The organism is Shewanella sp. Iso12, assembly GCF_012030025.1.
Taxonomy (GTDB): domain Bacteria; phylum Pseudomonadota; class Gammaproteobacteria; order Enterobacterales; family Shewanellaceae; genus Shewanella; species Shewanella algae.
The window spans coordinates 102,178-123,158 of record NZ_JAAUHW010000014.1 but is presented as its reverse complement, the minus strand read 5'-3'; the positions used below and the strand labels follow the sequence as shown (position 1 = coordinate 123,158).

The window sequence follows — 20,981 nt, the reverse complement described above, 5'->3', positions numbered from 1 at the left end:
TCACTTGTATACAAATTTGTGACGCAGGGTATAATTTCGCTGCATTTTAACTCAGTGTTGCCCCTGGGTGACACTGTAAAGCCCCGACTAGAAGGGATAACAATGGCTAATAAAACTGTACTCTTTAACAAGCACTTGGAAGCCAATGCCAAGATGGTTGATTTTCATGGTTGGGATATGCCACTCAACTATGGTTCGCAGATAGAAGAACATCACGCAGTGCGTCAGGACGCCGGTATGTTCGACGTCTCCCATATGACGGTTGTTGATGTCACCGGCAGCGACGCCAAAGCCTTCCTGCGTAAACTGCTGGCCAACGATATCGCCAAACTCAAGGTCTCCGGCAAGGCGCTGTACAGCGGCATGCTGAACCATGAAGCCGGGGTGATTGACGATCTGATCACTTATTATCTCGATGACACCCATTACCGGGTTGTCGTCAACTCAGCCACCCGCGACAAAGATCTCGCCTGGATTGCCGAGCAGTCCAAGCCCTATGATGTCACAGTGACCGAGCGCCCTGAGCTGGCGATGATTGCCGTGCAGGGCCCCAATGCCAAAGCCAAAACCGCCACTGTGTTCACTGCCGAGCAAAACGCGGCCGTTGAAGGCATGAAGCCTTTCTTCGGTGTGCAGGCGGGCAGCCTGTTTGTGGCTACCACAGGTTACACAGGTGAAGCTGGCTATGAAATCATAGTGCCTGCCGAAGAAGCCGAAGCCCTGTGGCAAGCGTTGCTCGAGGCCGGTGTTAAGCCATGTGGTCTGGGTGCCCGCGATACGCTGCGCCTGGAAGCCGGGATGAACCTCTATGGTCAGGACATGGATGAAACCGTTAACCCATTGGCCGCCAACATGGGCTGGACCATTGCCTGGGAACCGAGCGATCGTGACTTTATCGGTCGTGAAGCCCTGAGCGCCATCAAAGAGGCCGGAGCCGACAAGTTTATCGGCCTGGTGATGGAGCAAAAAGGCGTGCTGCGCCACGGCATGCCGGTATTCTTTACCGACGCCAACGGCCAAGAGCAGGAAGGCGTGATCACCAGCGGTACATTCTCACCGACATTGGGCTATTCTATTGCGATGGCCCGGGTACCGAACTCCATTGGGGATACGGCCGAAGTCGAAATGCGCAAGAAGCGCGTCGCTGTTAAAGTAGTGGCGCCAGGCTTTGTGCGTAACGGTAAACAAGCATTCTAAAACACGGGAAAGGAACAAGAATAATGAGCAATATTCCAAGCGAACTGAAGTACGCTTCTTCTCACGAATGGATCCGCAAGGAAGAAGACGGTAGCTACACAGTCGGTATCACTGAACATGCGCAGGAGCTGCTGGGTGATATGGTTTTCGTTGAATTGCCGGAAGTAGGCGACACTGTCAGCGCCTCTGAGGATTGCGCTGTGGCCGAATCTGTTAAGGCCGCTTCAGATATCTATGCCCCTCTGTCCGGTGAAGTGATTGCCATCAACGAAGCGCTGGAAGACAGCCCTGAGCTGGTCAACAGCGATGCATTCGGTGATGGCTGGTTCTTCCGTATCATGCCTTCTGACCTGTCTGAGCTGGACAACCTGCTGGATGCCGAAGGATATCAGGCTGTCATCGACGAAGAATAAGCGTCGCTGAAAAACGAAGCCCTCCGGGGCTTCGTTTGTTTTACCACTAAATAAAGAGACTGGTACACCGCCTCCCTACGGCTGGATACCGGCGAACATGGAACAAGGTTAATCATGACCAAGCAAACCCTCACTCAGTTAGAGCAGCACGAACTCTTTATCCGTCGTCATATCGGCTCCGACGCCCTGCAGCAGCAAGAGATGCTGAACTATGTTGGCGCCGAGTCACTGGAAGATCTGACGGCGCAGATAGTACCGGAGTCGATTCGTCTGAACCGGGATCTGGCCGTGGGCGAAGCCTGTGGCGAAGCCGAAGGTCTGGCCTATATCAAGGGTCTGGCCAAGCAGAACAAGGTCTTTAAGAGCTACATAGGCATGGGCTACTACGGCACTGAAGTGCCTAACGTCATTTTGCGCAATGTGCTGGAAAACCCGGGTTGGTACACGGCTTATACCCCATACCAGCCGGAAATCGCCCAGGGCCGCCTGGAAGCGGTACTGAACTTCCAGCAGATGTCCATGGATCTCTCAGGCCTGGATCTGGCCTCCGCCTCGCTGCTGGACGAAGCCACAGCCGCCGCCGAAGCCATGGCGCTGGCCAAACGGGTATCCAAGGCCAAGAAAGCCAATATCTTCTTCGTTGCCGATGACGTGTTCCCGCAGACGCTGGATGTGGTCAAGACCCGCGCCGAATGCTTTGGTTTTGAAGTCGTCGTAGGCCCCGCCGAGGAAGCGCTCAATCATGAACTCTTTGGTGCCCTGTTCCAGTACAGCGGCAAGACAGGCGAGCTGAACGATCAGCATGAACTCTTTGCCAAGCTGCGTGAGCAGAAAGCGATTGTGGCTGTTGCCGCCGATATCATGTCGCTGGTATTGCTCAAGTCTCCCGGTAGCCTGGGCGCCGACGTGGTCTTTGGCAGCGCGCAGCGTTTCGGCGTGCCTATGGGGTATGGTGGCCCGCACGCCGCTTTCTTCGTGACCCGTGACGAGCACAAGCGTTCCATGCCTGGCCGTATCATAGGCGTTTCCAAAGACAGCCGCGGCAACACAGCGCTGCGGATGGCGATGCAAACCCGTGAGCAGCATATCCGCCGCGAAAAGGCCAACTCCAATATCTGTACCGCGCAGATCCTGCTGGCCAACATGGCCTCTTTCTACGCCGTATACCATGGCCCACAAGGGCTGAAGACCATAGCCGAGCGTATCCACCGCCTGACCGATATTCTCGCCGCCGGCCTCAAGGCCAAGGGCATTGAGCTGGTCAACGCTAGCTGGTTCGACACTCTGACCTTCAAAGTGGCCGACAAAGACGCCGTGCTGGCCCGCGCCGTTGCCGCCGAGAGCAACCTGCGTATCGATGCCGAAGGCACTCTGGGTGTCAGCCTGGATGAAACCACTACCGCTGATGATCTGGCGGCCCTGTTTGATATCATTCTGGGCGCCGGTCATGGCCTGGATGTGGCGGCACTGGACGCTGAAATCCTTGCCAAGGGCAGTGAGTCCATCCCTGCGGCGCTGCTGCGTGATGAGGCTATCCTGACTCATCCAACCTTCAACAGCTTCCACAGCGAAACCGAGATGCTGCGCTACATCAAGCGTCTTGAAAACAAAGACCTGGCGCTGAACCACTCGATGATTTCTCTGGGTTCATGCACCATGAAGCTGAATGCCACCGCCGAAATGCTGCCTATCAGCTGGCCGGAATTTGCCAACCTGCATCCTTTCTGCCCGCTGGATCAAGCCAAGGGTTATGAAAAGCTGCTCAATGAGCTGTCTGATTATCTGGTGGAAATCACCGGCTATGACGCCATGTGCCTGCAGCCCAACTCGGGTGCATCCGGCGAATACGCCGGTCTGTTGGCCATCAAGAAGTACCATGAATCCCGCGGCGAGGGGCACCGCAATGTCTGTCTGATCCCTCAGTCGGCTCACGGTACCAACCCGGCTTCGGCGCAGATGGCGGGTATGAAGATAGTGGTTGTGGCCTGTGACAAGCGCGGCAACGTGGACATGGAAGATCTGCGCGCCAAGGCGGCCGAAGTGGCCGACAACCTATCCTGCATTATGATCACTTATCCTTCCACCCACGGCGTGTATGAAGAAACCGTCTCGGAGATCTGTGAGGTGATTCATCAACACGGTGGCCAGGTGTATCTGGACGGTGCCAACATGAATGCCCAGGTGGGTGTGACCACTCCCGGCTTTATCGGCGCGGACGTTTCCCACCTCAACCTGCACAAGACCTTCGCCATCCCTCATGGCGGTGGTGGTCCAGGCATGGGTCCCATCGGCGTAAAAGCGCATTTGGCTCCTTTCGTTGCCGGTCATACTCTGGTTAAGCCGGGCCGCGAAAGCGACAACAACGGCGCCGTTTCTGCCGCGCCTTACGGCAGCGCCAGCATACTGCCAATCAGCTGGATGTACATCAAGCTACTGGGCGCCAAGGGCCTGCGTGAATCAACCCAGAACGCCATGCTCAACGCCAACTATGTGATGAAGAAGCTGTCAGAGCACTATCCAGTGCTGTACCGCGGCCGTAACGACCGTGTGGCTCACGAGTGCATTATCGATCTGCGTCCGCTGAAAGAAGCCTCCGGCGTGACTGAAATGGATGTGGCCAAACGCCTCAACGACTACGGCTTCCACGCTCCGACCATGAGCTTCCCGGTTGCCGGAACGCTGATGATCGAGCCGACCGAGTCTGAGTCCAAGGCCGAACTGGACAGATTTATCGAAGCCATGGTGGCCATCCGCGGTGAAATCGCCCGGGTCGAAGCCGGTGAGTGGCCTGCGGACAATAACCCGCTGCACAATGCACCACACACGCTAGCCGACATCATGGATCCCGCCTTCGACAGCCGTCCATACGATCGCGAACTGGCGGTATTCCCGAATGCCACAGTCAAGGCCAACAAGTTCTGGCCGACCGTGAATCGTATTGATGATGTGTATGGGGATAGGAATTTGTTCTGTGCCTGTGTGCCCATGTCTGAGTACGAGTAATTGCTGCTTAGACTCGCTACTGCGGCGTTAAATCTTGGCGCCAGTGCTCATTGACATTAGTCAACTGCGCGCTGGCGCCATCGATTTGCCCCCGGCTTGGGCTTACACAAAGAGTGCTTCGTCAGCAACGCAATTATGGTTTAGTGGAGCACAGTTAGTTAGGGCTTCATCCAATCATTTTCGCTGCTCATTTACTCAAGTAAACTGCGCGGCGAAAATGATCGGCTTCATTGCCTTCTCTTCGGCAGTGACGCCATTATTGCTGCTTGGACTCGCTACTGCGGCGTTGAGCCGTATCTGAAATTCCCCCTCTAGTCCTGCGAAAAATACGATGCATTGACCACACTGCAACATCTCTAGTTACCTGTGTTGCTGTCAGAATGATGTTTTCAGAAAGAACATCATTCTTTAACCTTTTGTGGACCATTCGGCTTAAAGTGAAGACAAAAGTCGAATTTAAGAGATTATTGAAATCGAACAAAGTTCGATGGAGAGAAATACTTGGGACCTCGGGGATTCAGCTAAACAACTGCTGGCCATGCAACCTTTGCTTTCGTTGTCGTTGCAGGTGAGTAGAGCCGTCCGTAAGTGCCTTCGGTATACCATCCGGCCCTTGAATAAACGGCTAAAGTCCCTGGTTAGCTTGAGCTAGTTGTCGATGGGTATTCTTAAGCAGATGGAGCGAGTTAAGTTCTTTATGGACCAGGCTTCACCATTCCCTGGTGGTGGGCATGGTCTAATGAAGGTGGAGCACAATTAGGATCACTTATTTAGGTGTCTTCAAAAGCTTTTCTGTATAGCTATGGTTTCAAAAAGCAGTCACCAACCTTTAAAAAATACAATGCTATACATATTTATCCCCTAATGTGTATTCACTCAATCTAAAGAACTTAAAGGCACTAGGGTCGACATACTTAATAAGTTGAGTCACAAGAGTTTCATGAATGAATAAACCGCCACCAGCAACTTTACTCGGGCGTATGATCAAACGGTTTTCTAATGGAATCGTATCTAGCACTTCGTTTTTTAATTTATACCGAATGACTTCGTGTATACTGTCTTCTGATGAATAATCATGTATGTCACTGCTGTTAAAGTCTATACAGTCGAGTTTGTCATAAGCATTAAAAAAGAAAAAATCTTCATGCTGCTTCTCATCGTCACCAATTAACACAGTAGGAAACAACTGAAAGCCATTAATGCTATAAGGCATGATCATGTCGGCAATTTTCTTAGAAACCACAGGAAAAAAACTATGGAGTAAAAAATCACTTACTATGAACGGCATTTCGCCTTTATCTGCATTCGTAAAAAATATTGGTCCATCAATAGCATCTAATTTAGTGAAACTGTAGCGACGGCGGCCAGTATCCAGTGATGCCTTCAAATGAAGGTAAGTTTCTCGAAATGGTACTTCAAAAACTTTGTAGTATTGTTCTTCGTAATTATTCATAAACACCTACTTTGGGGCCGCTATTTTTCCAACAGATGCTAGGGTATCTTGGCATCCCTCCGTTACACGTGCAACCTATTCAAATTCCATCCCTTTACGGTAATCGCTTAGCTTAAAGAACTGAAAAGCTTCAATATTGAACTTGGTTAGAGCTTTAACAATCTTCTCATGGAACAGTAATGCCCCACCTGTAACACCAGCTAACTTTATCATTAGCCTATTTTCTTCAGGGATCGCGTCGAGCACACTTGCATCAAGTTTGTATTGTAAAACGGTGTTGTTCTTTTTAGTTGGTGAGTAGTTCCTTACGGTACTCTTTTGAAAATCAACACAATCTATATCTCGATAAAAGTTGAAGAAATAAAAATCCTCATGCCAATGGTCATCATCATCAATAATCACAGCTGGGAATAGCTGAAACCCTTCAGTAGGGTAGCCCTTTACCGCCGATGCAACATCCTCTGATACTACTGGGTATATACTATCCATCTGAGCATTAGTAAGATGGAAAGGGATCTCACCTTTATAGCCGTTCTCAAATAAAACTGGTCCATCCCCATAATCAAGCTTTTCATAAGTATGATTGCGGGCTCCAGTGTTCTCTGTTGCTCTAAGAGATAAGAATATCTCCCGAAACTCAACACGCTTTAATATGTAATACTGTTCTTCGTATTGTCTCATATACCTCTCTCAGGCTTCCATATGCATGGGAATTTGATAACACTATCTAATTCATGCCTATATAGCTGTTCCTAAATGTAGATCACTGAGTTTCGAAAATAAAAGGGAACTCGGCTCGATTCGAGCGCTCTGCTCAATCGGCAAGCCAACCTAGTCTCACAATCCGATCAGCGACCGTGATTCTAACATTTCCAACCTGCTCTGAGAGACACCGGATACAAAAAGAATACATAAAACGAGAAATAAAGGCGAGTGCCGCCGTGGTCGTTCGACTATTGAAGTGAGTGCAAAATTCGAATTTCAGAGATCATTGAAATTGAATAAAGTTCGATTGGAGATGACCTTTCCCCGAGATTAGTACCAGGGAGCCTCGGGGATTCAGCTAAAAAGCTTCCGGCAATTAGCTGCTCCTTGCCTTCTCTGTCGTTGCAGATCCACAGCTCTGGCTTTACAAAGCGCTGTAAGTGGCTCCAGCGTACCATCCGGCCCTTTGAATACATGGCTAAAGTCGGTCGTCAGCTTGAGCCTGTTATCGATGGGTAAGCAGTTCAATATGGCTGCTGTTGTCATGGCAGACACCCGGTAGAACCTGTAGGACACAGAGGCAGGATTGATGATGTCGTTTGAGTTCATACTTTTGTTAAGAAAGCATTGCAGGGGGCTGCTTGCTGCACTTATCCTTGTTCTTACTCAAATTATATCAATACGTTACATAGCTATGTATTGAGCAAGGTTTTATACAAGGAACAGGATAAATGGAAACAGATGTGCTGGAGATTTTGCAGAACTTCCACTCTGATGGGCTTTTTGTTGCGCCCAACATACCCAGCAAGAAAGCTAAAAATGCAAGTGCATGTTATGGCATGTCATCATCGGTCGATATTTATGCCATAGTCGATTCTACGGTGTTTGGTTCTGCAAAAAATGGTCTGGCATTTACATCTGAAGGATTGTTTTGGAAAAATGACTGGACAACAACTTCTGCAAAAAACCACATGTCGTGGGAAGAGTTGATAAACACCAGTCAAGAGCATGCTGTTGACGGTTCAGATCTGTTGTTGGGGCAAGGCTGTGCTTTTGGTATGGCGGGTTCCGGTATGAAGCCCGCGGTTTTATTGAAACTATTGGAAAAACTGGCCCAAAAGATACAAGGCAATACAGGGGCGACAGAAACTGCTGAAGTTTCGAATGTGGCACAAGCCTGCGTGACTCCGGCAACTGTTGCAAATGATGAAGCTTCTGTCGGCAACACTGCTTCGACGAGCGTTACTGCTGAAAATCTTCCCCCTGAAGGCGTTACAACCGAGAGTGTTATTCCGGCAGCAGATGCAAATGGTGGCGTATCTATCACCAATACAGCTCCGGCCAGTAATACAGCACCGGCGAGCGACAAAGCTGAAAGCGCTGCCCCCGAAAGCCTTAAGCCTGAAAAGCCGGAGCAGGAATCCAGTCCCAAGCCCGCTTTTGAAGGTAGCTATCAGCGGGAATACTTGGATATAGTTAACGCCGTGGCCAAGAGGCATCGTCTATCTCAACAAATCCAAATCGCGCCGGCTATCAAAGTCCACAAAGTCAGAAAAGTCATCGAAATATCAGAGGGTAAAATCGAACCTTACGATATCCTGATGATTGTGGATAACACCTTTATGCAAACAACCAAAGATTTTTTGGTTGTGACTCCTCATGCTATTTGGGCTAAAGGTACGCTGAGAAAGGTAGAGAGTTTTTCCTTAAGTGAAATTCGTAGTATTCGCTGTGATAAAAAAACTCTCTTTATTAATGACTATGACTTCCAGTACTTGGATCAGTTCTCTGAAAATGAAGTTTTGATACTGACGAATATGCTCGAAGAGCTAGTGGTCGCATTGCGTAAGTCTGACTCCGTATCGGATACTGACGAGCAGCTTCAATTACCCGCTGCTTTGGATACTTTGTTATCCAACATATACGAAGTGGTATTGGATGATGTTGTTTCCGGCTTGAGGGATAAGGGATACCCTGAAAATAAGCAGTTGGTTACTTCGATGGCGGAATGTTGTTTTAGTATCTTTTTCATTGTTGACTCCCACTTAAAATATCGAAATCAGGATACAGCTGAATTGGTGGGGCAATATTTGCTTGCTCAAACTTTGTCTGGCTTATTTGCGTTAATGAGCATAGAACAGTTATGGAGCAATACAGAAGCGAAGTCCACCTATGTGATGATGCAATGCTCTGTGATCATTCGAACATGCCAGTACTTTGAAAGACAAGGAGTAGCGTTAAGGCCGAACCAAAACTGGTATTTGCAGCTTTTCCAAACCGTGATAGAAGCCAATACCCTGGAACAGGGGGCTGAACTCATTGACCAGGAGATGGGTAACCTCAGTGCCGATAGACAATTAGCCATTGATTGTGCGTTCAAGAGTGGTCAAGGTGTTAGGGAAATGTTTTGCGATACTCTTTGATTATTTGGCTCCAGCTATCTTAAATAGGTGTGATTAAAGTCTGGATGTGAAGCGGACAGGGCTGTTGAAATCGGCGTACAGCATTAGGTTTTTAGTGCTGTATGGCTTTTTCAGGAGAGAAGGGGTATGGGAGGTCGTTCGAGACTAAACATACCTCATTAATACTTTGGATAAACATATCGAGCTGAGAACTGAGCATGTTGTTTATCAGTCCAGGTGGTAGCCCATCAGAAAATTTGCCCGTCAAGCCGTGTTAAATGTGTGAGACAGGAATACTCAGTTAGTGCATAGCCAAATAATCTGGGGCTGGGAGATGATAGCGTCAGGGCGCTGATAAAACGGAAACTGGGCCAGATTCGTGTGGCAGACCCAGAGTTCCAGGGTTAGGAGGTGGGTGAGCTAGTACAGCTTATCAAACCAAATATCGACCGCCCCCGCCTGTTGCAGTCCAGCCAAGAAATTGGTGTTGATAACAAGTTCTTTTTTATCCCACGCCAGTGGCGTGCCTTTTGCCGTGTGCTCATCCAGTGACGCCAGCTCAGGTAACAGTGCAAAATCAATGAAGGTATACTCAGTGCACACTTTATCCAGGTCATGCTCGGTATTAGGCGCGTTAAAATCCAATTCCCCCCACCAATGGGTGAGTTGATCGAGCCATTTGTCATCGAGGTCTTCGATGATGTCGTCATAAAGATACAGCGTTTTGATTTCACCAAAATGCATATAAACATCCGGTTGTGTGAACACCAATTTCGCACGGTTTTCAGGTAGCACGGCCTCTACGGCGGCTTTTTCAAAAGGAATGAATGTCATACTGCATCCTTGTTAGGCAAACTGTTCGCAGGGTTTAAAGGTGGTGTTGATTGGATTGGTAGCCATGATACGTTCGACTATGGAGCGATGGAACAGAATGCGTGCGGATTCTGCCATCATAAAAATGAGTCGCTGATTGAGCGGGGTTTGTGCGAGCAGAGCTTCATCCAGTACCAGTTTCTCCAACCCCGTCAGCCCACCCATTGAATCTATGTATGAGTACTTGGATTTTTCAACATCGGCGCATTTAAGTTCTTGCAGATAGTTGATAAACAGATAATCGCGGCGTCCGTTGGCATTAGTTATGTGCGCAGGCACCCAGTTGATACCATAGATATATTGCAGACCCGCTTCAATCACTACGCGCTTGGACAGCGCGATCACTTTGGTGCGCACAAATTCAGGGGTTTGATATTCGTCTTCCGGTTTGTAGGTTTCATAGATACGAATGGGTTCAATCGGCGGGCGGGCGCACTCTTTATAATTGATATACCGCTTATCGTGATCACTCACCTCAGTCATCGCACAGGGACCGCTGCTGGTAATTAAATAATATTCACTCATTTCCTATTTCCAATGTCTTGCTAACCAAGGCCTTGGTCATCAATTGTCTTTTGGCATTTAATTGTGTTGGTCAGGTGGAAGTTTGTTCCAGTGTTTACATGGGGGTTTTTACTCTCGATTCACCATTGGCACACCTTCCCTAATAGCTGCGCGGCAGTTTTAGCAAAATCTGTGACAACCCAATTGAAATCATCAATATGATCTCCCCATCGTTTGCATAAGTCACGAATCTTTTGTAAAAAATTCATGATCTTGTTCGTTATGGCTACATCTGCCCGGGTTCTTAAAAGACAGATGCTTCCATTGAGGAAACATCACCTTCTAAAGTTGACCTGCTTAGGTATTGAAGTGATGGAAAAGTTGAGTTTCAGGCCGGATGAAAATCGCACTGGATTCGGCTGAGATAAGGGGTCAGCCTCTGGCTACAGGCAACGAGCAGTACCTCACTTATGTTGTTGTGCAATTCAGGTTTTACAAGTAAGTGCTGACTGACTCAGGTACCAAGTGGCCCTTTGAATAGACGACTAAAGTCCCTGTTAAGCTTGAGCTCGTCATCGATGGGATGTTTTAGCGATTCAAAAATGGCGGTTGTGGCTGCGAGAGCCAACGGGGCGAAGCTTATCTATCTACTTATTCTATTGGCGTGTCGGTGAGTTTGTTCAAACCTCTTGCATCCTATGATATCAGGCTAATTCTTTCCCCTTGGATTGTATCTTCGACCAAGTTAAGCCGAATTTTTGGAGATACTTTTGCAATCTTGTCGAGTCGTTGGTTTGGGCTTTCTTGGTTCTACTGACATCGAATAACTCTCTGCCGGCCGATGCCATACTGCCGTGTTGCTTGCAGATATTTAAAACATAGTTGAGCTGATTGGCATCAAACTGGTCCAACTGGGCAATTTCTTCATCTGCAAGATACTGCTTCAGCGTTTCTACCTGAGTATCGTGTGGAGAAGATTGCCAGAACTGCTCTAGTCGCGCGATTTCTTCTTTCACATCATCCACAGAGATCCTTGATGAGTCTGCCAATGTACACAATCTTGTGATGGCTGAACTTAGATCGCGGAAATTACCCGACCAAATAGCCCTGTTGGAAGTGGCAAAGTTTTCGAATGCAACCCTAGCCTCTTTATTGAATTGAATTCGCTGTCCGGTTTTTTGTTCGTAGAGTCTGACTTCGTAGTCAATATTGGCTGGAATGTCTTCTTTGCGATCTTTTAATGCGGGGAGTTCATAGGTCCACAAGTTGATCCTGGCCAGCAGATCTTCCCGAAAAAGGCCCTGATGGACTTGTGACTTCAGATTTCTATTTGTTCCGGCTATCAACTGAAAGTCGCTGGATACCGGTTGATCACTGCCCACAGGATGAAAAGTCTTGTTTTCAATTGCGTGCAGCAGCATGGCTTGTTCTTCCAGCCCGAGCTCACCTATTTCATCTAGAAATAACATGCCTTTATTTGCTGTCAGAAGGTATCCACGGCGTTCTTTTTGCGCCCCGGTAAAGGCTCCTTTGGTGTGACCAAACAATGCTGCCATGGCATTTTCGCCTCTCAGCGTTGCACAGTTTACCGATACCAGCTCTCCTTCCAACATTGAGCGCTTTTTCTTCAGCTGAAAAATACGGGTAGCAAGTTGACTCTTGCCGGCACCGGTTGGGCCTGTGAGCAACATAGGATCGCTGGAGCGGATCGCGACCTTTTCGATTTGCGTAATCAGCCGGTTAAATGCCGCATTTTTCGTCTCTATACCACTCTTAAGAAACTCTTTTCCTTCGAGGTGTTCCTTGTCGAAGCGTGTCGCCAGTTGGTCGTACTTGGAAAGGTCCAAATCAATGATCTGGGTTTTTCCTATAGCCTTATTTTTATTGCCTCTATCCGGTGAGGTTTGTATCAAGCGGCCGGGAAAGTGGCCGCTCTCTGTCAGCAGGAAAATACATATCTGCAGAACATGGGTACCTGTGGTGATATGGAATAGATAGTCGTTCCGGTCGGTATCGAATACCTGTTGGTGGCACCAATCATAGAGTTTTGAGTAAGCCTCTTCAAAATCCCAGGGATCATTGAAGTTCACATTGTGTAATTCGACTTCTGTTTCCGGTGAAATGCTGCCAATATCGGCCGCAACACTGCTGGCCAATCTTTTACTGTGGTTGTCATGAAGCATGTGCAGTTGGCTGACAATCAAATCTTCTTGGCTGCATAAGCTGACATTGGGGCGCCACTTGGCCCATCTATCACTTCCTTTCCCTGTGTAATCCAATTGAGTGCCAACCAAACTTACGACCACAGTGCGCTTCATTGATTGTGATATCCATATTGATATGTTTGTATCCATTTAATTACTTTTTTTGTTTTCGGTCAACCTGGTAGTAAATCAGGGTTTATGAGTTGCGAAAATTATTTATTTTTAATAATCATGGTGTTATGAATTTTGTTTTTAGTTGGTACCTAAGTTGGCACATTGATTGATATAGATAACTTGTCTGATTAAGTGGTTGTGATTCAAAGGTCACACCGGTGCGCTGAACACTGTGACTGCGTATGCCTAATCAAATGCACTATTAAGTAGCTCAGCTGGAAGAGCAGCGAAGTGGATTCGTCGGTCATGGGTTCGATTCCCATCTTAATAGGATTTAAGTAGCTCAGAGGATAGAGCAGCGGCGTAATGTCGTAGTCGAAGGTTCGAATCCTTCCTTAAATACAGGTAGCTCAAATTGGTAGAGCATCGAAGTGTTAATTCGATTGTTGTGGGTTCAAATCCCGCCCTAAATTCAAATTGCAAGAATCAAGGTTAGTGAGTCGTTTTTGCCAATGACTGATAAACGCTAAAGATGGACCAATGGTAGCCAGCAGGATGCTCCCTGCCATTTAGAAATCAGGTGCCTTTCTCAGTTAAGCAATGAACTCTTGCTAACTCCACTTACTTCCGGGTAAGTGAAAGGATAAAAGGAAATTAACTATGTTTAAAAAACTCTCAATAAGAAAAACGGTTACAGTCGCTGAAAACCAAAGGGTATTGATGTTTAAAAATCAAATGCTGGCGGATGTACTTATGCCTGGGAAGCACAAAATTTGGGATATTAAAGATGATCTGGAATTCATTACCTTTGATATCAATACGCTCTACTTTGCTGAAAAAAATGCCGACAGACTTTACCGAAGCAGCGATGCTCTGCGTAAACACATCTCGCATTGGAAACTGTCGAGCAATGAAGTGGGATTGCTCTATGTGGACGATCTGCTGCAAGGCATTGTTGCACCGGGTGAGCACCTTTACCTGTGGAAAGACGCGGGGGAATTGAGGTTGGATACCCTCTCAATTGAGGAAAATCTGCAAGTTGATGAAAAGCTGCTCTTCTTGATCAATCGTGCGGGAGCCAATACCGCTACAAGATTGATCAGAAGCAACCGTACAGTGGCGATTAAGCCGATTGCGGATATCTCTGTCACCAAAGACCATATCGGCTTGTTGTATGTAAATGGTCGATTCATACGCAGGTTGGAGCCGGGGCAGCACGCATTTTGGCAGTTCAATCACACGATTGAAGTGAAGCCCTTTGATTGCCGGACGCAGATGCTGGAGATTTCAGGCCAGGAAATCTTGAGTAAAGACAGGGTGAGCCTGCGGATTAATCTTAGCGCGAGCATTAGGTTGCAGGATGCCGAACTTGCTGCCCGCAGCGTGGATAAGGTGGATGACTTTGTCTACAAGACATTGCAACTGGCGTTGCGGGAAGCGGTTGGCACTAAGTCACTGGACGATATTCTGTTGGATAAGTTGTATGTCAATGAAACAGTTAAGGAACTGGTTTCAGATCAGCTTATTGCTATAGGTATCTCACTGGTCAATGTGGGCGTGAAGGACATTATTCTGCCCGGAGAGATGAAGGCGATATTGAATCAGGTGGTGGAAGCACAAAAAGCGGCGGAAGCCAATGTGATCAAGCGCCGCGAAGAAACATCGGCCACCAGAAGTTTGCACAACACTGCCAAGGTGATGGAAAACAATCCTACCTTGATGCGGTTGAAGGAGCTTGAAGCACTCGAGAAAGTGTCGGACAAGATAGGCAACCTGACGGTTTACGGCGGCCTGGAAGGGCTTATGAATGGCATAGTGAAAATTGCCTGACGGGAAGGGCTGCGGCGAAGAGGATGCCGCAGCCCGCTGAGAAATGGATTGGAAGTAAAGGAATCAGTAATGTGTAGTAATTACAACGTTATAGAAAGCAAGGGACGGGCAACGATTAAAGCGTGGACCAAGGGAGTTCCTTTTGAAGACAAGGCTCTGGAGCAGTTGAACAACATTGCCGCTATGCCTTTGGTACATTCACACATAGCGGTTATGCCGGATGTCCATATGGGCAAGGGGGCAACCATTGGCAGCGTAATACCATCGGTGGATGCCGTTATTCCCGCTGCCGTTGGTGTCGATATTGGCTGCGGCATGGTAGCCGTCAAAACGACCTTATCCGCCAGTCAGCTTCCGGATAATTTGGCTGGAATAAGAAGTGCCTTTGAGGCCGCTATCCCCCATGGCCGAACCGGAAGAGCCAGAGGGGCAAGGGACAGAGGTGCCTGGCACAATGTTCCTGAGCTGGTGGCCGAGGAATGGAAAAAACTGGCAACCAGGTTCGAGCGAATTTGTGAAAAGCACCCGGCAATAAAGAGGAGTAATAACCTGAACCACTTAGGCACTATGGGTACAGGCAATCACTTTCTTGAGCTCTGTTTGGACGAAAATAATGCCGTGTGGATTATGTTGCATTCAGGCAGTCGCGGTGTGGGCAACCGGATAGGTACCTATTTTATCGAACTGGCCAGGAAAGAGATGCAGCGCCATCAGATTAACTTGCCCGATATGGATTTGGCTTATCTGGAAGAGGGGAGTGAGTATTTTGATGACTATGTCGAGGCCGTAGAGTGGGCGCAGGATTATGCGGCGAAAAACCGTGAAATCATGATGTTCAATGCGATTGCAGCCTTAAGAAAGCTGATCCCGACAGAGTTTTCGACAGCGGAATTGGCGGTGAATTGCCATCACAACTATATCTCCCGGGAGCGGCATTTCGGTAAAGACTGCTATGTCACCCGTAAAGGTGCCGTTCGAGCCGAAAAGGGCGAAATGGGGATTATTCCAGGAAGTATGGGGGCTCGTTCCTTCATTGTCAGGGGCTTGGGAAACCCCGAAAGTTTCAATAGCTGCAGTCACGGTGCCGGGCGGGTAATGTCCAGAACCCAGGCGAAAAAGGTATATAAGGTCAAAGATCAAATTGAAGCCACTCAAGGGGTGGAGTGCCGTAAAGATGCGGCAGTCATTGATGAGATACCTCATGCCTACAAGGATATAGATAAGGTCATGGAAGCGCAGAAAGATTTGGTTGAAGTGGTTTACACCTTGAAGCAAGTTGTGTGCGTTAAGGGGTAAATCATGCCGTATTTAGTGATAGATGGGGCGCAGGGAGAAGGCGGTGGTCAGGTGTTAAGGACAGCATTGACCCTGTCTATTTTGACTCAGCGGCCAATCGAAATAGTCAATATTCGAGCCAAGCGTAAGAAGCCCGGATTGCTGCGCCAACACCTGACCTCGGTATTGGCGGCACAAGCGATATGTGAGGCGAGCACAGAAGGGGTGGAACTGGGCTCCAGCCGGATACGGTTTTCGCCCGGTGAGGTTTTGCCCGGCGATTATCGCTTCGCCATTGGCACAGCAGGAAGCACTGTGTTGGTGTGCCAAACCATTTTGCCGGTTTTAGCGCTGGCGAAGGCAGGCTCCAAGGTCGAGTTTGAAGGTGGCACACACAATGGAATGTCGCCCTCGCTGTGTTTTCTGGAGCAGTCCTATTTGCCGCTGTTAAAGCTGATGGGCATCGATTGCCAAATTGTGAAGTCTTCGCTTGGGTTTTACCCGGTAGGTGGTGGCAAGTGGCAGATAGAGATAAAGCCGGCAAAATTCTTGAGCCCAATTAGGCTCATGGAGCCTGGAAGTGAGTTTGCAAAAAAACCGGAAAACTGCGGGCTTCATGCACTTGTCAGCCAGTTACCTGTGTCTATTGGGCAAAGAGAAGTGGCTGCAGCAAAAACGGTTCTGGGGTGGAGCGCATCGTCAGGCATAATCACGGATGTGGACTCCATAGGGCCAGGTAATAGCTTTCAGTTAACAATCCTGGGTAAGACACATACTAACCTGTTTGAAGTGGTTGGCGAGCAGGGCCTCTCGGCAGAGCGCGTGGCCAAGCGATGTGCGGGGCGGGTAAATAAGTTTGTTAGCGCCGAAGCAGCAGTGGAAGAGCAACTGGCGGATCAGTTACTCATTCCCATGGCCTTGGCTGGAAAAGGCAGTTACACGACCAGCAAACCGAGCCTGCACACAAGCACCAATATTGAGGTCATCAAGCAGTTTATGGATATCAATATTAGGGCTGAACAGCAAAATGAGCTGTGTTGGCAAATTAGCATAAGCAGCTGAACTACCGTGGAGGCTAGCAGCCAGGCGGGTGAAAAATATAAGGAGAATAGAGCATGTCAGGTGAACGTATCACCCATGATGGTGAAAGAGAGCGTTGCCCAGTGCATGGGCATACCAGGCGCTTATCCCGCAAGGAAATCAGCGAGATCAAGCATGCTGTCGAGGTGGCCAATTCACAGGCCAAGCGCAGTGGCAACAAACCCAAGGATCCGCAAATCGGCTTGTTCAGTTGTAAATGGAACTGCTTCTACGTCAAAGTTGATTAGTCGCTGTAGCTGAGTTTGTTAAACAGCCTGGCAGCGGGACCTTTTGCTCCCGGCAATACTCGCCATATTTCTCTCACAACAACTTGAACCCACTGCCAAAGCCCACTAGGTTAGTGTGGTGCAATGGAAGGCGGGATAGTCTAGCTCGCCGGTATGCGATAACAGATAGGGAGAGGCTGTTTATGTTCAATCGAGTGTTGAGTCGGGAGTGCTTGGGAACCAGACCCTTTGGCAATAAGGTGGTCGTCAGCGCCAAGAGGTTTTGGGCTTATCTGCCTATCTATGCGTCTATCTTGGCCTCTGTGAGTTTGCTGAGCGCCTGCAATTCGGATTCACAAGAAGTGGTGCTCAATCCTGTCGACACGGCTAAGATGCAACAGACGGTGGAACAACTGGCCAAGGAGATGCTGGTTCCCGGCGCCGTGGTCATTCTGCGAACGCCTAGGGGCGACTTTAAAACCGCCTATGGGGTAACCCGTTATGGCGGCAGTGAAGCGACCGACTTTGATCAGCATGTCAGGGTGGGCTCCAATACCAAGACCTGGGTCGGTACCGTGATTTTGCAGATGGCGCAGCAAGGGCGACTGCAACTGAGTGACACTGTCTCCATGTATCTCGACAATGTGCCAAACGGTGAGTCGATCACCATAGAGCATTTGCTTACTATGCGTAGCGGTCTTTTCAATTACAGCACCACGCTCGAGTTGAATCAGACACTTGATGAGCAACCAACCAAGGTGTGGACTCAGGCTGAGCTGCTGGCAATGAGTTTTGCCCATAAGCCAGGTTTTGCCTCCGGCAGCGCATTTGAATACTCCAATACCAATACCGTCTTGCTGGGACTGATCGCCGAGCAAATCGATGGCAAGCCGCTGGCGGCTGTGATGCAGCAGAGGTTGTTTGCCCCCTTGGGTCTTGAGCGGACTCTGTTTCCCGATATCCATTCGAATACTCTTCCCACGCCCTTGGCGCGGGGTTATATGTATGGCACCAATGTGTTGACTATGGATCCGCCTTATATGCTGCCCGAAAAGATGCAGCGAGAAGCCAGAGAGGGCGTTCTGGCCCCCATAGATCAAACCGAGGCCAATCCTTCCTGGGGCTGGGCGGCCGGCGCCGGGATCTCCAGTGCCAATGAGTTGGCAACCTGGGTAGAGGCTTTGGTTGCCGGAGAATTGCTGGATGCCGATTGGCAGCGAAGGCGTCTGGATAGTGTCAGGCCGATAGATCCCGATAATCCCAACACTGCCTATTATGGCCTGGGGATCGCCAAGTTTGGCAGCCTCTATGGTCATACTGGTGAGCTGCCCGGCTATAACTCCTTTATGGGACATGATCCCGTCAACAAGGTGACTCTGGTGGTTTGGACCAACCTGGCACCGGCGGTGGATGGCAAAGATCCGGCTACCACCATAGCCGCGGCCCTAATTAACATGCTCTATATTCCATCCAGTTAGCGTTAAACCCGCGCCGGGGAAGGAGAGCCTTCCCGGCAAACCTCCGGATTAGCCTCTTCCAATTTGCGCCATAAAGCCATCGCCTGGCATGATTTTATGCCTTGCAGTTTTCTTGTGCTCCCTTGAGTTGCGGTGCTGCGCATTTTGGTAATGATTTGTTCTTAATACAAAATATCTCTATCATTGCCGCTCGGCTGTTGGTTGGAAACGTTTAGAAGGGAATCCATGAAAGAACTTGTCAGGGAAAACAAACGGCCGGACTTCAGGCTGTTGCAAAGCTTTGTTGTTCGTACTTTGGTGGGCGCTATGTTCGCCTACTATCTGGTGTATCTCGCCAATGAGCCTTTTGAGCATCAGTTGGCCTATATCGCCGTGTGCGTGCTGTTGTCGCTGCTGATGGACTATTTAACAGCCAGAAGCAAAGGCGCGTTGGAGGTCAAACTGGTTGAAGGCAAGTTAGCCTTGCTTGGGGTCACCATAGAGATAGCCCAGATAGAACAGGTACTTTACTGCCAGAGCAAGCGCTTTGAACACCAACTGAGGTTTCGTTTCAAGGATCACACCTATCAGGACTTTGAGCTATCCGAGCCGTCATTGATAGCCGATTTGCAACTCTACTATTTTTTGCTGGATAACCAATTGCCGGTGAAAATGCTGGACAATGCCGAGCGCCTCAACTGAAGCGCCGGCACCTGCCTTGGCTGCACCCTATATCAAGCCTATTACCCGTGTGAAGGGTATTATTCAGGTGAGCGCCATTATCCGGATATCGCTTCAACCGGGTCGAAAACCGCTCTGGGCTGATCGGCATCAAGCCTGATATTCATCATCAGTGACTTTTTCCATCCAGATGGCCGCCGGTGCTGTCTCCGATGCTTCGGCTACGGCCACATGGCTCATGGCCCTGTCTTGGCTGGCTCCGTGCCAGTGTTTTTCGTTGGCTGCAATCCATACGGTATCACCGGCTTCAATCATTTGTTTCGGCTCACCGGCTTTTTGGATCCAACCCCTTCCCTCCGTGACATACAAGAGTTGCCCGGCGCCGTGTGCATGCCAGGCGGTGCGGGCACCGGGCTCGAAAGTGACCAGTGCGGCACCGATACGCGATGGGCTGCCGGGTTCAAAGTGATTATCGATTCTTACCCGACCGGAGAAGGTGGCTTCCGGGCCCTGAAGGGATTGGCTGGCGGCATTTTTGATGATTTTCATGATCTGTTCCTGTGTAGATGAGGACTTGCATTCGATCTTAGTCGCGCAGATTATGTAATTTAAATGATATGTCAGTATTGGCTTTATATTTGAGATTCATATATGAGACGGGAAGAGCTGGGGGATTTATGGGTGTTTCAGGCGGTAGTTGAAGAGGGCAGCTTTACTCGCGCCGCGGCCAGGTTGGGGACATCACAATCCTCTGTCAGCCATACCATAAGGCGCCTGGAGCAGCGCCTCAATGTACAACTGTTGAATCGAACCACCCGCAGCGTGGCTGCCACTGAGGCTGGGCAGCAGTTGCTGCAGACCCTAAGGCCTGCCTTTGGTCAGATAGCCGAGCAGTTGGAGCGACTCAACAGTTTCAGGCAAGAGATCAGCGGCCACATTCGGCTTACCGCCACCAAGTTTGCCGCCGAGTCGATATTGCTGCCGGTGGTTAATCGCTTACTGGCGCAGCATCCACAGCTGCAAATCGAGGTTTCTGTGGATCAACAACTGCTTGATTTGGCCGCTCAAGGTTTTGATGCCGGGGTACGATTGGGCGAACAGGTTGCCAAAGACATGGTTGCCGTGCGTATCAGCCCGGATCTGCGTATGCTGGTGGCGGGCTCGCCGGATTACTTTTCCCGCCATGCAAAGCCGACCATCCCCCAGGACTTGACCGGGCATAACTGCATTAATCTGCGTCTTCCCACTTCGGGCGGCTTGTATGTGTGGGAGTTTGCCAAAGAGGGCCGCGAGCTGAATGTGCGGGTAAGCGGCCAGCTTATCTGCAATGAACCGGATTTGGTGACCAAGGCGGCAATAGCCGGTGCCGGGCTCTGTTTTCAACCTGAGGATGCGTTGGCGCCGGCGATAGCGGCCGGTGAACTGCTCCCGGTGTTGGAAGATTGGTGCCCGCAGTTTGCCGGTTATCACCTCTATTTTCCGAGTGGGCGTCAGCACTCGGCCGCTTTTAGATTACTGATTGATGCGCTCAAGTATTCAGGCGCTTAATTGAACCGTTACTGT

17 protein-coding genes and 2 tRNA genes are annotated in these 20,981 nt (G+C 49.3%); 13 read left to right on the top strand and 6 right to left on the bottom strand.

The genetic code is table 11. The features are described from left to right. Window positions 1–102: 102 nt before the first annotated feature. From gcvT to gcvP, 3 genes are all read left to right on the top strand, one after another. Window positions 103–1,197: a glycine cleavage system aminomethyltransferase GcvT gene (gene gcvT / locus HCX89_RS19510; RefSeq protein ID WP_167717107.1), complete on the top strand. Its 1,095-nt coding sequence runs from the start codon at window positions 103–105 to the stop codon at window positions 1,195–1,197. A 23-nt stretch (window positions 1,198–1,220) separates the two neighbouring features. Then, window positions 1,221–1,610, top strand: a complete 390-nt coding sequence (gene gcvH, locus HCX89_RS19505) for a glycine cleavage system protein GcvH (protein WP_025009008.1) — start codon at window positions 1,221–1,223, stop codon at window positions 1,608–1,610. A gap of 114 nt (window positions 1,611–1,724) precedes the next feature. Beyond that, the gene (gene gcvP, locus HCX89_RS19500; RefSeq protein WP_167717105.1) at window positions 1,725–4,613 is read left to right on the top strand and encodes an aminomethyl-transferring glycine dehydrogenase; all 2,889 of its coding nucleotides are present in this window, start codon (window positions 1,725–1,727) and stop codon (window positions 4,611–4,613) included. A gap of 844 nt (window positions 4,614–5,457) precedes the next feature. Here gcvP and HCX89_RS19495 read toward each other — a convergent pair. Then, window positions 5,458–6,066, bottom strand: coding sequence for a DUF1629 domain-containing protein (locus HCX89_RS19495; protein WP_144134207.1), 609 nt, complete (start codon window positions 6,064–6,066; stop codon window positions 5,458–5,460). A gap of 75 nt (window positions 6,067–6,141) precedes the next feature. Then, on the bottom strand, window positions 6,142–6,747 hold the full coding sequence (locus tag HCX89_RS19490; protein WP_071237632.1) for a DUF1629 domain-containing protein: 606 nt from the start codon (window positions 6,745–6,747) through the stop codon (window positions 6,142–6,144). Between the two features lie 755 nt (window positions 6,748–7,502). Here HCX89_RS19490 and HCX89_RS22775 point away from each other — a divergent pair. Then, window positions 7,503–9,194 (top strand): hypothetical protein, encoded by a 1,692-nt coding sequence (locus tag HCX89_RS22775; protein ID WP_217351539.1) that lies wholly within the window; start codon window positions 7,503–7,505, stop codon window positions 9,192–9,194. Between the two features lie 399 nt (window positions 9,195–9,593). Here the strand turns inward: HCX89_RS22775 and HCX89_RS19480 are convergent, their stop codons facing one another. The 3 genes from HCX89_RS19480 to rtcR form a co-directional block, all read right to left on the bottom strand. Then, a complete protein-coding gene (locus HCX89_RS19480; protein ID WP_167717102.1) occupies window positions 9,594–10,007 on the bottom strand; it encodes a hypothetical protein in 414 nt (137 codons plus the stop codon). Between the two features lie 12 nt (window positions 10,008–10,019). Then, window positions 10,020–10,571: a hypothetical protein gene (locus HCX89_RS19475; RefSeq protein WP_167717100.1), complete on the bottom strand. Its 552-nt coding sequence runs from the start codon at window positions 10,569–10,571 to the stop codon at window positions 10,020–10,022. 683 nt (window positions 10,572–11,254) lie between these two features. Continuing rightward, window positions 11,255–12,868: an RNA repair transcriptional activator RtcR gene (rtcR, locus tag HCX89_RS19470; RefSeq protein ID WP_129978746.1), complete on the bottom strand. Its 1,614-nt coding sequence runs from the start codon at window positions 12,866–12,868 to the stop codon at window positions 11,255–11,257. A 260-nt stretch (window positions 12,869–13,128) separates the two neighbouring features. Here rtcR and HCX89_RS19465 point away from each other — a divergent pair. The 8 genes from HCX89_RS19465 to HCX89_RS19430 all read left to right on the top strand — a co-directional run bounded on the left by HCX89_RS19465 (window position 13,129) and on the right by HCX89_RS19430 (window position 19,439). Continuing rightward, window positions 13,129–13,199: transfer RNA gene (locus tag HCX89_RS19465), tRNA-Pro, on the top strand. A 1-nt stretch (window position 13,200) separates the two neighbouring features. Further along, window positions 13,201–13,270, top strand: a tRNA-Leu gene (locus HCX89_RS19460). Window positions 13,271–13,528: 258 nt separating this feature from the next. Then, window positions 13,529–14,698 (top strand): slipin family protein, encoded by a 1,170-nt coding sequence (locus tag HCX89_RS19455; protein ID WP_167717098.1) that lies wholly within the window; start codon window positions 13,529–13,531, stop codon window positions 14,696–14,698. Between the two features lie 69 nt (window positions 14,699–14,767). Next, window positions 14,768–15,994: an RtcB family protein gene (locus HCX89_RS19450; protein ID WP_144132846.1), complete on the top strand. Its 1,227-nt coding sequence runs from the start codon at window positions 14,768–14,770 to the stop codon at window positions 15,992–15,994. A 3-nt stretch (window positions 15,995–15,997) separates the two neighbouring features. After that, entirely contained in the window at window positions 15,998–17,035 is a 1,038-nt protein-coding gene (gene rtcA, locus HCX89_RS19445) for an RNA 3'-terminal phosphate cyclase (protein WP_167717096.1), read from the top strand. Between the two features lie 53 nt (window positions 17,036–17,088). Further along, window positions 17,089–17,301, top strand: a complete 213-nt coding sequence (locus HCX89_RS19440; protein ID WP_167717094.1) for a hypothetical protein — start codon at window positions 17,089–17,091, stop codon at window positions 17,299–17,301. A gap of 182 nt (window positions 17,302–17,483) precedes the next feature. Next, on the top strand, window positions 17,484–18,758 hold the full coding sequence (locus tag HCX89_RS19435; protein WP_167717092.1) for a serine hydrolase: 1,275 nt from the start codon (window positions 17,484–17,486) through the stop codon (window positions 18,756–18,758). Between the two features lie 225 nt (window positions 18,759–18,983). After that, window positions 18,984–19,439 (top strand): hypothetical protein, encoded by a 456-nt coding sequence (locus HCX89_RS19430; RefSeq protein ID WP_062793597.1) that lies wholly within the window; start codon window positions 18,984–18,986, stop codon window positions 19,437–19,439. A 129-nt stretch (window positions 19,440–19,568) separates the two neighbouring features. Here HCX89_RS19430 and HCX89_RS19425 read toward each other — a convergent pair whose 3' ends face one another. Next, window positions 19,569–19,967, bottom strand: a complete 399-nt coding sequence (locus HCX89_RS19425; protein WP_025009023.1) for a cupin domain-containing protein — start codon at window positions 19,965–19,967, stop codon at window positions 19,569–19,571. Between the two features lie 102 nt (window positions 19,968–20,069). Between HCX89_RS19425 and HCX89_RS19420 the strand changes: the two genes are divergently transcribed. Further along, window positions 20,070–20,966 carry a LysR family transcriptional regulator gene (locus tag HCX89_RS19420; protein WP_167717090.1) on the top strand — a complete coding sequence of 299 codons (897 nt, stop codon included), beginning with the start codon at window positions 20,070–20,072 and terminating at the stop codon, window positions 20,964–20,966. The last annotated feature ends 15 nt before the right edge of the window (window positions 20,967–20,981 follow it).

Bases quoted from the DNA above. Each gene is read 5' to 3' on its own strand.
- HCX89_RS19425 (WP_025009023.1), bottom strand. From the start codon at position 19,967: ATGAAAATCATCAAAAATGCCGCCAGCCAATCCCTTCAGGGCCCGGAA.
- rtcA (WP_167717096.1), top strand. From the start codon at position 15,998: ATGCCGTATTTAGTGATAGATGGGGCGCAGGGAGAAGGCGGTGGTCAG.
- HCX89_RS19475 (WP_167717100.1), bottom strand. From the start codon at position 10,571: ATGAGTGAATATTATTTAATTACCAGCAGCGGTCCCTGTGCGATGACT.
- HCX89_RS19495 (WP_144134207.1), bottom strand. From the start codon at position 6,066: ATGAATAATTACGAAGAACAATACTACAAAGTTTTTGAAGTACCATTT.
- HCX89_RS22775 (WP_217351539.1), top strand. From the start codon at position 7,503: ATGGAAACAGATGTGCTGGAGATTTTGCAGAACTTCCACTCTGATGGG.
- HCX89_RS19430 (WP_062793597.1), top strand. From the start codon at position 18,984: ATGAAAGAACTTGTCAGGGAAAACAAACGGCCGGACTTCAGGCTGTTG.
- rtcR (WP_129978746.1), bottom strand. From the start codon at position 12,868: ATGAAGCGCACTGTGGTCGTAAGTTTGGTTGGCACTCAATTGGATTAC.
- HCX89_RS19450 (WP_144132846.1), top strand. From the start codon at position 14,768: ATGTGTAGTAATTACAACGTTATAGAAAGCAAGGGACGGGCAACGATT.
- gcvH (WP_025009008.1), top strand. From the start codon at position 1,221: ATGAGCAATATTCCAAGCGAACTGAAGTACGCTTCTTCTCACGAATGG.
- gcvP (WP_167717105.1), top strand. From the start codon at position 1,725: ATGACCAAGCAAACCCTCACTCAGTTAGAGCAGCACGAACTCTTTATC.
- HCX89_RS19440 (WP_167717094.1), top strand. From the start codon at position 17,089: ATGTCAGGTGAACGTATCACCCATGATGGTGAAAGAGAGCGTTGCCCA.
- HCX89_RS19420 (WP_167717090.1), top strand. From the start codon at position 20,070: ATGAGACGGGAAGAGCTGGGGGATTTATGGGTGTTTCAGGCGGTAGTT.
- HCX89_RS19490 (WP_071237632.1), bottom strand. From the start codon at position 6,747: ATGAGACAATACGAAGAACAGTATTACATATTAAAGCGTGTTGAGTTT.
- gcvT (WP_167717107.1), top strand. From the start codon at position 103: ATGGCTAATAAAACTGTACTCTTTAACAAGCACTTGGAAGCCAATGCC.
- HCX89_RS19435 (WP_167717092.1), top strand. From the start codon at position 17,484: ATGTTCAATCGAGTGTTGAGTCGGGAGTGCTTGGGAACCAGACCCTTT.
- HCX89_RS19455 (WP_167717098.1), top strand. From the start codon at position 13,529: ATGTTTAAAAAACTCTCAATAAGAAAAACGGTTACAGTCGCTGAAAAC.
- HCX89_RS19480 (WP_167717102.1), bottom strand. From the start codon at position 10,007: ATGACATTCATTCCTTTTGAAAAAGCCGCCGTAGAGGCCGTGCTACCT.